10 protein-coding genes are annotated in these 11145 nt (G+C 72.9%); 6 read left to right on the plus strand and 4 right to left on the minus strand.

What is annotated here, in order from left to right; genetic code table 11:
- Positions 1–107 precede the first annotated feature (107 nt).
- The 4 genes from K330_RS0102915 (at position 108) to K330_RS0102930 (ending at position 4839) form a co-directional block, all read left to right on the plus strand.
- Entirely contained in the window at positions 108–1694 is a 1587-nt protein-coding gene (locus K330_RS0102915) for an ABC transporter ATP-binding protein (protein WP_022920361.1), read from the plus strand.
- Positions 1691–3052, plus strand: a complete 1362-nt coding sequence (locus K330_RS18775; RefSeq protein WP_022920362.1) for an ABC transporter permease — start codon at positions 1691–1693, stop codon at positions 3050–3052. Before K330_RS0102915 ends, K330_RS18775 begins: the two co-directional genes overlap by 4 nt.
- Positions 3049–4359 carry an ABC transporter permease gene (locus K330_RS0102925; protein WP_022920363.1) on the plus strand — a complete coding sequence of 437 codons (1311 nt, stop codon included), beginning with the start codon at positions 3049–3051 and terminating at the stop codon, positions 4357–4359. Before K330_RS18775 ends, K330_RS0102925 begins: the two co-directional genes overlap by 4 nt.
- A 93-nt stretch (positions 4360–4452) precedes the next feature.
- Complete coding sequence (locus K330_RS0102930; RefSeq protein ID WP_022920364.1) at positions 4453–4839, plus strand: cytidine deaminase; 387 nt, start codon at positions 4453–4455, stop codon at positions 4837–4839.
- A 33-nt stretch (positions 4840–4872) separates the two neighbouring features.
- On the opposite strand, the gene K330_RS0102935 is transcribed toward K330_RS0102930, so the two are convergent.
- Positions 4873–5544, minus strand: a complete 672-nt coding sequence (locus tag K330_RS0102935; protein ID WP_022920365.1) for a hypothetical protein — start codon at positions 5542–5544, stop codon at positions 4873–4875.
- Positions 5545–5584: 40 nt separating this feature from the next.
- Between K330_RS0102935 and K330_RS0102940 the strand changes: the two genes are divergently transcribed.
- Both K330_RS0102940 and K330_RS0102945 read left to right on the plus strand, forming a co-directional pair.
- Positions 5585–6271, plus strand: a complete 687-nt coding sequence (locus K330_RS0102940) for a hypothetical protein (protein WP_022920366.1) — start codon at positions 5585–5587, stop codon at positions 6269–6271.
- Positions 6264–7553: a thymidine phosphorylase gene (locus K330_RS0102945; RefSeq protein ID WP_022920367.1), complete on the plus strand. Its 1290-nt coding sequence runs from the start codon at positions 6264–6266 to the stop codon at positions 7551–7553. The genes K330_RS0102940 and K330_RS0102945 overlap by 8 nt, the downstream gene beginning before the upstream one ends.
- Positions 7554–7625: 72 nt before the next feature.
- On the opposite strand, the gene deoC is transcribed toward K330_RS0102945, so the two are convergent.
- The 3 genes from deoC to K330_RS22395 form a co-directional block, all read right to left on the minus strand.
- Positions 7626–8393, minus strand: a complete 768-nt coding sequence (gene deoC, locus K330_RS0102950; protein ID WP_022920368.1) for a deoxyribose-phosphate aldolase — start codon at positions 8391–8393, stop codon at positions 7626–7628.
- Positions 8394–8513: 120 nt separating this feature from the next.
- Entirely contained in the window at positions 8514–9074 is a 561-nt protein-coding gene (locus K330_RS0102955; RefSeq protein ID WP_029202251.1) for a hypothetical protein, read from the minus strand.
- Positions 9075–9098: 24 nt separating this feature from the next.
- Positions 9099–11036 (minus strand): HNH endonuclease signature motif containing protein, encoded by a 1938-nt coding sequence (locus tag K330_RS22395; RefSeq protein ID WP_029202252.1) that lies wholly within the window; start codon positions 11034–11036, stop codon positions 9099–9101.
- Between the last annotated feature and the right edge of the window lie 109 nt (positions 11037–11145).

Raw genomic sequence — 11145 nt, forward strand, 5'->3', positions numbered from 1 at the left:
GTAGCGGCCCGGCCCCTCGGGGCCGGGCCGCTACGCTGCTCTCCCAGGTGGGGCGCGACCCGTCCCCCTCCACCCGCCCGTGAGGTGTGTATGAAGCAGGTACCGCGATGAAGCTCGAGCTGCGGGGCATCACCAAGGTGTTCGGCCCCCTCGTCGCCAACGACCACATCGACCTCGTGGTCGAGCCCGGCGAGATCCACGCCCTCCTGGGGGAGAACGGCGCGGGGAAGAGCACGCTGATGAACGTGCTCTACGGTCTCTACGACCCGGACGACGGGCAGATCCTGCTGGACGACCGCCCGGTCACCTTCAAGGGGCCCGGTGACGCCGTCGCCGCCGGCATCGGGATGGTCCACCAGCACTTCATGCTGGTGCCCGTCTTCACGGTCGCCGAGTCCGTCGCCCTGGGCTACGAGCCGACCGGCCCGGCCGGCGCGCTCAAGCTCGACGAGGCCCGGCGTCGCGTGGCGGAGATCTCCGAGCGCTTCGGCTTCGACGTCGACCCGGACGCCCTCATCGAGGACCTTCCTGTCGGCGTCCAGCAGCGCGTGGAGATCATCAAGGCGCTCTCGCGCGACGCGCAGACGCTCATCCTCGACGAGCCGACCGCCGTGCTCACCCCGCAGGAGACCGACGAGCTCATCGGCATCATGCGTGAGCTCAAGGAGGCCGGCACCTCCATCGTCTTCATCACCCACAAGCTGCGCGAGGTCCGCGCCATCGCCGACCGCATCACCGTCATCCGCCGTGGCAAGGTCGTCGGCGAGGCCAGCCCCACCTCGACCGAGACCGAGCTCGCCTCGCTCATGGTCGGCCGCTCGGTCAGCCTCACCGTCGACAAGGAGCCGGCGCAGCCGGGAGAGCCGGCCTTCTCCGTCGAGAACCTCTCGGTCGTCAGCCCCACCGGCACGGTGCTCGTCGACGACGTGTCCTTCGAGGTGCGCTCGGGGGAGATCCTGTGCATCGCGGGGGTGCAGGGCAACGGCCAGACCGAGCTCGCCGAGGCCATCCTCGGGCTGGAGGAGGCCGACTCGGGCCGGATGCTGCTCGACGGGGAGGACCTGCTCAGGCTCTCCGTCCGTGAGCGGCTGCGGGCCGGTCTGGGCTTCGTGCCCGAGGACCGCTCGACCGACGGGGTGATCTCCAGCTTCACGATCGCCGAGAACCTCGTGCTCGACATCTACGACACCGAGCCCTTCGCCCGCGGCATCACGATGAGCCCGGCCAAGGTCGCGGCCAACGCGACGCACCGGGCCGAGGAGTTCGACGTCCGCTACACCGACGTGCAGGACCCCATCTCGACGCTCTCGGGCGGCAACGCCCAGAAGGTCGTCCTGGCGCGGGAGATGTCCCGGCCGCTGCGGCTGCTCGTCGCGTCCCAGCCCACACGCGGTCTGGACGTCGGCTCGATCGAGTTCGTCCACAAGCGGGTCGTGCGCGAGCGTGACCAGGGCACCCCCTGCATCATCGTCTCCACCGAGCTCGACGAGGTCCTGGGCCTGGCCGACCGGATCGCGGTGATGTACCGCGGCCGCATCGTCGGGATCGTCGACGTGGCGGCGGAGGAGGGCGGGGTGGACCGCGACATGCTCGGCCTCATGATGGCCGGCGTCCCCATGGACGAGGCCCGTGCCCAGGCCGCCGAGCACCACTCGGTGCTGGGTCAGGCCGACCTCGAGGAGGAGACCCCGTGAGCGACAAGCACGACCCGAGCCTGTCCGAGGGCTCCGACGCCGGGGAGGAGCAGGCCAACGTCGCCGCGCCCCCGGCGGAGACGGGCACCGGCACCGACGGTGCTGACGCGGCTCCGGCCGGCACCCACGGACCGACGCACCGCGAGCAGGACCGCCCCTCGGTGCTGCACCAGATCCTCTCGGGCAGCGCCCTGATGTCCGTCCTGGCGATCGTGCTGGCCCTCTTCATCGGCGGGCTGCTCATCGCCTTCGCCGACCAGGAGACCCGCGACGCGTCCGGCTACTTCTTCAGCCGCCCGACCGACACGCTGGCGGCCGGGTGGTCGGCGATGTGGGACGCCTACGTCGCGATGTTCCGCGGGTCGGTCTTCGACTGGCAGGCCGCGTCCTTCGCCGCCATGATCAAGCCGCTGACCGAGTCGCTCGTCTTCGCGGTACCGCTGATCCTGGCCGGTCTGGGGATCGCCGTCGGCTTCCGGGCGGGCCTGTTCAACATCGGTGCGCAGGGCCAGATCATCGTCGGCGCCATCGTGGCGGCCTGGCTGGGCTTCGCCTTCGACCTCCCGCCGGTCATCCACCTGCTCGTGGCGATCCTGGGCGGTGCCATCGGCGGTGCGGTCTACGGCGGCATCCCCGGCCTGCTCAAGGCACGGTTCGGGGCCAACGAGGTGATCGTCACGATCATGCTCAACTACATCGCGGTCTACCTCATCAGCTACATGCTCAAGCAGCCGGCGTTCAACCCCGGCCGCACCGGGCAGCGCAGCCCCGCGGTGGCGCCGGAGGCGACCTACCCCCTGCTCGTCCCCGACTGGCTGGTTCCCGGCAACACCTTCCGGCTGCACTGGGGCTTCGTGGTCGCGATCCTGGCCACACTCTTCGTGTGGTGGCTGCTGGAGCGATCGACGATCGGCTTCGAGCTGCGGGCCGCGGGCGCCAACCCGGCGGCGGCCCGGACGGCCGGCATGTCGGTCGGTCGGGTCATCCTGGTGACCATGCTCATCGCCGGTGCGCTGTCCGGCCTGGCGGCGACCGCGCAGGTGCTGGGCACCGAACGGTCGCTGACCGCCGGAGTGGCGGCCTCCTACGGCTTCGACGCGATCACCGTGGCGCTGCTGGGCAGGTCCCGGCCGTGGGGGACGTTCTTCGCCGGGCTGCTCTTCGGGGCGCTGAAGGCCGGTGGCTTCCTCATGCAGTCGCTCACGGCGACGCCGATCGACATCGTCCTCGTCGTCCAGTCGATCATCGTCCTGCTCATCGCGGCGCCTCCGCTGGTGCGCGCCGTCTTCCGGCTGCCCTCGCCGGGATCCCGGAGCCGGAGACAGAGCCGGTCCACGACCAAGGAGGTGACCGCGTGAGCACGCCCGTGACACCTGCCCCCGCGCAGCCCGCGCCCGCCGCGCAGACCGCACCCGGCGCCACGCGGCCGCGGGTGGGGTGGAAGACCCCGATCGTCTACGGCCTGGCCGCGCTGGTCACCCTGCTCCTGTTCGTCCCCGGCACGCCGGCGGGGGAGCAGACCACCTTCCAGTTCGGCAGCGGCACCGAGTTCTTCACCATCCCCGACGTGCCCGTGCCGGCCCTGATCACCATCGTCCTGCTGACGGTGATCATGGCCGCCGCGGCCGTGTGGGCGGTCCTGCTCGTCCGGCAGCGCCGGCACGCGCCGGCCTGGCTGCACGTCGTCGTGGGCGTGGCCTTCGTCCTGGCCTTCCTCACCTACGCCGGGGCCGGGCGCACCTCGGTCATCCCCATGGTGTCCCTGCTGGCAGGGGCGCTCGCGCTGTCGGTGCCGCTGGTCTTCGGTGCGATGTCCGGCGTCATCTGCGAGCGGTCCGGCATCATCAACATCGCCATCGAGGGCCAGCTGCTCTTCGGCGCCTTCGCCGCCGCCGTCGTCGCGTCCGCGGTGGGCACCGGGTATGCCGGGCTGGTCGCGGCGCCGATCGCCGGCGGCATCGTCGGCGCGATGCTCGCCTGGTTCGCGGTCAGCTACCGCGTCAACCAGATCATCGTCGGCGTGGTGCTCAACACCCTCATCATCGGCCTGACCGGCTTCCTCTTCGCCACGGTCCTGGCGGACAACAAGGAGATGTGGAACACGCGGATGCCGCTGCCGCGCCTGCCCATCCCGCTCTTGTCGGAGATCCCCGTCGTCGGGCCGGTCCTGTTCAACCAGACGATCCTGGTCTACCTGATGTACGCCCTGATCTTCGGCCTGCAGTTCATGCTCTTCCGCAGCCGCTGGGGCCTGCGCACCCGGGCCGTCGGCGAGCACCCGAAGGCCGCGGACACGGTCGGCATCAAGGTCAACGTGCGGCGGGTGTGGAACACCATCCTCGGCGGTGCCATCGCCGGCCTGGGCGGTGCCTTCTTCACGGTCGGGTCGGGCCTGGCCTTCGGCCGCGAGATGTCCGCCGGGCAGGGCTACATCGCCCTGGCCGCGATGATCCTGGGCAAGTGGAACCCCTACGGGGCCGTGGCGGCGGCGCTGCTGTTCGGCTTCTCCAAGAACCTCGGCAACGTGCTGTCGACCATCGGCAGCGGCGTCCCGTCGGAGATCCTCCTGATGCTTCCCTACGTCATCACGATCTTCGCGGTCGCCGGGTTCGTGGGACGGGTCCGCCCGCCGGCGGCCGAGGGCGTCCCCTACACCAAGAGCTGACGGAGGTATGTCGTGACGTCTTCACAGGCGGGCCCCCCGTCGGGGTCAAGCACCCCTGCGACCCCTGACGCCGGGCCGTCGGGCGCGGCCGACGTGGACTGGGAGGGTCTGCGGGAGCAGGCCGTCGAGATGATGCGCCGCGCCTACGTGCCCTACTCCCGGTTCCCGGTGGGGGTGGCCGGGCTCGTCGACGACGGCCGGGTGGTGCGTGGCTGCAACGTGGAGAACGCCAGCTACGGCCTGACGCTGTGCGCCGAGTGCGGCATGGTCTCCGAGCTCGCGGCCACGGGCGGGGGCCGGCTCGTCGCCGTGGCGTGCGTCGGCGGCGACGAGCAGCTGCTCATGCCCTGCGGGCGGTGCCGGCAGCTGCTGTGGGAGCACGGCGGTGCCGAGTGCCTGCTCCATACCCCTGAGGGCGTGCTGCCGATGCGTGAGGTGCTGCCCCAGGCCTTCGGGCCGGACAACCTCGTGCGCCCCTGAGCAGCCGGTCCCGGGCGCGTGCGCGTGCGCGGCTCAGCCCGCTGCCGGGGTCCAGTCCTCGGCGCTGACCAGGCACGGGCGCGGCAGCCCCGCCTCGAGCGCCAGCCGTCCGGCCTCGGGGCTGCGGGCGACGTAGAGCACCTGGCCGGCGATGTCGGCGACGCGCTCGTGCAGCGTCTTCAGCGTGCCGGCGTCGACCACGACGCGGCCCTGCTCAGCCGGGAGGAAGAACTCCTCGCCGAACGTGCCGCCCTTGTCCTTGCGGGCGACCCGGGTGACGTCCATCGGCTGCTGCTGCACGGCCTCGGCGAGCGTCCGCAGGATCGTCGCGTCGTGAGGGTCACCGCCGTCGACCGGGTCGCTGACCAGCGTGCGACCCTCCTCGAGCCGCAGCCGCTGCACGACGAACTTGGCCTGCCGCTCCCGGGTCATGACCGAGTAGGTCAGGGCCGGGGAGCCGTCCAGCTCGGCCTGCGCGGCGACGACCAGGGCGGTGGCGTCCAGACCCACGGACAGGGTCTGGGCGCACGAGAGCGTGGCCGCCATCCGGGGCGTGGACACGGCGGCGACGACACGGTCGTTGCGGATGGCGATGATGGTGGGGAACATCGGCTGCTCCCCGTGCGTCCCACCCCGCGAGCGCGTCCGACGCAGCAGGTCGGTCACCGGAGGGACGACGAGGGCCATGATGTCTGCGATGAGCACGCGGCACAGGATGCCACACGCCGAGGGTAGGGAGAGACACGTGAGAAGCCGCAACAGGTCCTGGTGGGGGTGGCTCGTCGCGGCCCTGGTGCTCCTCGCCCTGTTCGGGAACCGCGACATCCCCGTGCTCCCGCTCATCATCGGGTTCGTCATCCTGTCCAACGTCCTCGGCGGGCGTCGTCGCGCCGCGCCCCGGCCGCAGGGACGGACGGAGGTCCAGGACCTGCCGGGCAGCGACTGGCCGCCCCCGGGCGGAGGACGGCCTGCCGCAGGATCCTCGGCCGACCCGCCCCACGACACCCCGATGCCCACCATCGACGTGCCGCACTACCCGGGGGGTGGCCCCGGTGCCCGGAACCCCTACGTGGCCGTGCCTGAGCCCACCCCGCCGGGAGGTGCACCGCATACCGCGGCCGACCCGGTCGTCTCCCTGGGGCAGCTGCACGTGGCGCGGTGCGGCCGCGACCTGCAGGCCGCGGCCCAGCACGGGACGGCCACCGAGGTGGCCAGGGTGCTCGACGAGGTCCGCGACCTGAGCCGCAGGATGCAGGACATGCTCGGCGCCGCCGAGGGCACCCCGGGGTCGGGGCGACGGGAGTTCCAGGCAGGGCTGCGGGCGCTCGACCGGCTGGTCGAGGACGCGCGCGGTGAGCACCCACCGGGTGCGAAGCTGACCAGGGTGACGCAGACCTGCCTGCGGATGGGCCAGACTGGGCGCCATGAGTGAGTCCTTCGACGCCGTCGACATCATCCGTACCAAGCGCGACCGGGGGGAGCTGAGCCCCGAGGAGATCGCCTGGGTGGTGGACGCCTACACCCGGGAGGTCGTCGCCGACGAGCAGATGTCGGCCCTGGCCATGGCGATCCTGCTCAACGGCATGACACGACGCGAGATCTCCGACTGGACCGCGGCGATGATCGCCAGCGGCGAGCGGATGGACTTCTCCTCGCTGTCCCGGCCGACCGCCGACAAGCACTCGACCGGCGGTGTCGGTGACAAGATCACGCTGCCGCTGGCCCCGCTGGTCGCGGCCTGCGGCGTGGCGGTGCCGCAGCTCTCGGGCCGGGGCCTGGGCCACACCGGCGGCACCCTCGACAAGCTCGAGGCGGTCCCCGGGTGGCGCGCCGCCCTGTCCAACGAGGAGATGCTGACCCAGCTGGAGGACGTGGGCGCGGTCATCTGCGCCGCCGGCTCGGGCCTGGCCCCCGCCGACAAGCGGCTCTACGCCCTGCGCGACGTCACCGGCACGGTCGAGGCGATCCCGCTCATCGCCTCCTCCATCATGAGCAAGAAGATCGCCGAGGGGACCGGCGCCCTGGTGCTGGACGTCAAGGTCGGCTCGGGGGCCTTCATGAAGACCGAGGCCGACGCGCGCGAGCTCGCCGAGACGATGGTCGCCCTCGGCACCGACGCCGGGGTGCACACCGTGGCCCTGCTCACGGACATGTCGACCCCGCTGGGTCTGACCGCCGGCAACGGGCTGGAGGTCCGTGAGTCCGTCGAGGTGCTGGCCGGCGGCGGCCCGCAGGACGTCGTCGAGCTGACCCTGGCCCTGGCGCGGGAGATGATCGCCGGTGCCGGGGTGACCGACGTCGACCCCGCGGACGCCCTCGCCGACGGGCGCGCGATGGATGTCTGGCGCCGGATGATCGCCGCGCAGGGCGGGGACCCCGACGCGGCGCTGCCGACCGCCAAGGAGACCCACACCATCGAGGCGGACGCCGACGGGGTGCTCACCCGCCTCGACGCGCTCGCGGTCGGCGTCTCCGCCTGGCGCCTCGGGGCCGGCCGTGCCCGCAAGGAGGACCCCGTGCAGGCGGCTGCGGGCATCGAGCTGCACGCCAAGCCCGGTGACGAGGTGCGGGCCGGTCAGCCGTTGATGACCCTGCACACCGACACGCCGGAGCGCTTCGAGCGGGCGGTCCAGGCGCTGGAGGGCTCGTGGGGCATCGGTGCGGCCGACGACGTCTCGACCGCGCCGCAGATCGTCATCGACCGCATCGCCTGACGGTCCGCCCGGGGTGTCGGGCGTCCTGGGCCTGAGGGCCCGCCCGGCGGCTGTCCGCCGGGCCTCCCTTCCTCAGTACCCCTGGCCGTCGGCGCCTGCGGCGTCGCCGCCCGGCTCGGGCACGACGAGGGTCCCGGCTGCCGCACGCTCCCGGGCACCCTCCAGCAGCGCCTCGGTGGAGGAGGTGCCGATACGGGTCACGCCCTCGGCGCACATGGCCAGCAAGGTGTCGATGTCGCGGACGCCGCCGGACGCCTTGACCTGCACGCCGGGGCCTGCGCTTGCCCGCATCAGGCGGACGTGCGGCAGCGTCGCCCCGCCCCCGGCGAACCCGGTGGAGGTCTTGACGAAGTCGGCCCCGGCCTCCTCGCTGGCCCGTGCCGCCGCCTGGATCTGGTCGTCGTCCAGCAGGGCCGTCTCGAAGATGACCTTGACCAGCGCCCCGGCCTCGTGACCTGTCTGCACGACGGCCGCGATGTCGTCGCGGACCGCGGCGAGGTCGCCGCCGCGGAGGCGACCGATGTTGAGGACCATGTCCAGCTCGGTCGCCCCGTCGGCGAGAGCCTGCCGCGACTCCGCGACCTTCGCGGTGGTCGAGGTCGTGCCGTGCGGGAAGCCGATGACCGTGCACACGCGCGTCGCATGGCCCGCGACCGCCTCCTTGGCCAGCGCGACATCGCTGGGTCGCACGCAGACCGACCAGATCTCGTGCGCCGCCAGCTCCCGACAGGACTTCTCCACCTCCGCGGGCGTGAGCTCGGGCTTGAGGAGGGCGTGGTCGATCAGGTCGGCGACGTCCTGGACGGACAGCGTGCTGCCGGGGGCATAGGTGTTGGCCATGGGCCTCATGCTAGCCAGTCGCAGGAGCCGTCACCCCGTCCGTCACCGTCGCGGCAGGGTGTCCGGGGCAGGGGCCGGCGTCCGACTCGCCACCACGCGAAGGGGCCTCCCTCGCTCCCGTCAGAAGGGCGGGGGTGCCTGGTCATGAGCGTGACGCCACCCCGCGGCGTCGGTCGCGCCGGGGCGGCCCGTGCCGGTGCCCGCACCGGCGCCCGCGGCCCGCTGAGCCTCCCTCTCCGCGTCGGCGGTCGCGGGGTCGGGCCCGTGACGGCGCCGACCGTCGGGTCGGACGTGCGTGAGGCTCACCGCGTCCCAGCCGAGGAAGCCCGGGTGGGTGTCGCACTCCGGGTCGTCGTCGCCGGACCGCAGCGGGCGCGCGGGGCCACGGTAGGTCAGGGCGCGGTAGACGGCTCGGTCGACGGCGTCGGACAGCGCAGCCTGCCGGGTCAGCGGGGCCGGGTCGCGTGGCTCCCCGCGTCCGTCGATGCCCCTCGTGGTGCGGCCCTCCGCCTTCGCCCTGGCGTGCGCGGCCCGGTCGTCGGCCAGGGCCCGCTCGACGTCGTCGTGCACCGTAGCCACCGCGTCGCAGAAGAGCGTGGAGTACTGCCGGTAGTCGTGGGCGCGCGTGCGGTAGATCCGGCCCAGGAGACTGGTCCAGGTCACGTCGCGGTGAGGGGTCATGACGGCCTTCCAGCCGCCGTGCGTCTAGTCCTGGTGGTGGCGGCTGTGCAGGGCCTGGAGGTTCGACTCGCTCGTGGGACCGCCCTCACCGTGGGCGACGACGTGGTCCAGCTGGGTGTACGGAGCATGCTGCACGCAGCCAGGCGCCCTGCACGTCACGTCCGCGGCGTGCACCTGGGTACGCATGGCCGCGTCGGGCGCGTAGGAGGCGACGGAGCGCTCCACGCACCGGCCGTCAGCAGGGTCCATGAGCAGTCGGTGCAGGGTCGTCCCCGGGGCCAGCGCCAGCTCGCGGATCGCATCGGGGGTGAGGAACTGCGGAAAGGCTCCCGTGACCAGGCCCATGCTCAGGACCTCGGCAGGATCAGGACCTTCCGGAGGGGAGTGGCCCGCTGCGGGGGCGGTGGATCCCCGTGCTGGCCCGGTCTCGTCGCGCGGCGGCCCGGTGTCGTCGTGCGGCGGCCCGGTCTCGTCGTGTCGGGGTCTGGTCTCGAAGTGCACGGGTCTGACGTCGTGCGGGGGTCTGACCCCGACGGCATCCTGCTGGGCGTCGCCACCGTGGGCGCGGCCGCGGAACAGCGCCGAGCCGAAGAGCGGCCGCGCAGGTGAGTGCACGAGCGCGTCGAAGGGCACGATGACGTTGAGCACGGCGCGGGGCAGCGCGTGCAGCACCGCCCGCATCTGCTCGGTCCACCGGGTGCGCACGAGGTCGTCCGCGTCCGGGGGCAGCGGGTCCGGCAGGGCCAGCCCCGAGTGCATCAGCAACGACATGGCGATGTCGGCGCGCAGGTTCGCGAGGGTGCGGGGGTCGCCGGCCCCCCGAGCGGCCCGGGCGCCGCGCTCGAGGCGGTCGGCCACGGCCGACACCTGCGACGCCGTGCCGGACACGGTGATCGACCCGGTGCCGTCCTCGTGGACGACGACCCTCGCGTCGCGCTTCTGCCGGTTGCGGTGCCGGTCCTGGGCCGCGGTCTGCGGGTCGCGGGAGGCCAGCCGCGTCGCCTCGCCGTTCAGGGCGTGGTTGAACAGCTTGTGCTCCCACGGGCCCTCCTTGAGGTCACCGTCGGGGTCCAGGCGTGCGGTGCAGGCCGTCTGCGGGTCGGTGCCGAAGAGCCGCTCGGCTGACTCGGCCGTGTCCTCGTGCGCCTCGTGACCCAGCTCCCGCAGGAAGCGGCGGGCCAGCCGCCAAGGGGTCACCCCGGCCTTCATGGAGGCGACGACCGGGCCCTGCACGCCGGCGGGGGAGGTGGCGAGCGCGACCAGGTCGCTGACCTCGCCCTCTCCCCAGCCCGTCAGGGCCTCGATCTCCCGACGGGTGACGGACTTCGACCTCGCCCGCCACCGTCGGGTCTGGTCGGGCGTCAGGTCGTCGGGGCCGGCCGCGCCCTTCTGCGCGAGGAGGATCGTGCCGTTGCGCACGGTCAGGTCCCCGACCACACCGACGAGGGTGCCCTCCAGGTGCGCTGTCAGGCGGGTCAGGGACCCGACGAGATCCAGGACGCTCGAGGCGCTCGCGGTCCGGGCCGCCAGGTCGGGGGACCCCGACTCCGGCCGGTCGCTGCCCGGGGCTGGGGCATGACGTCCGTCGTCGTCCGGTGCGGAGCCGGTGATGCAGGCCAGGTCCGTTCCGGTGCGCAGCGCCCCGGCGGTCAGGGCCGCGAGCGCGAAGTGGTCCACCGTCGTGGGGTCGAGCCCGACCTCCGCCAGGGCAGCGCGCAACCGGGCCTCGGGCGTGTCCGCCGGCGCCCCGAAGTGCTGCGGCGCCTGGTCCCCCTGCTGCGGCGCCTGCGTCGTGGGCTGCACCTCGAGCAGGACGGGGAAGGTGGCGAACCAGCGCCTCCACACACCGGGAGAGAGCTGGTCGAGCACGGTCAGCAGGGCTGGACTCGTGGCGTCGACCGTCGAGGACGGGGGCGCGTGCAGGCGGCGTGTCAGCAGGTGCTCCGCTGCGCTGACCGTCATGACGCCCTCCCCAGGTCCGCCGGACGCCGGCCCTCCGATGGTCCGGAGAAGGTGTCCGACGTGGGTCCAGTCTAGAACACGTGTACGACATACCTCCAGCGACACGCAG

Origin of the sequence: Ornithinimicrobium pekingense DSM 21552, assembly GCF_000421185.1 — a bacterium.
GTDB lineage: Bacteria > Actinomycetota > Actinomycetes > Actinomycetales > Dermatophilaceae > Ornithinicoccus > Ornithinicoccus pekingensis.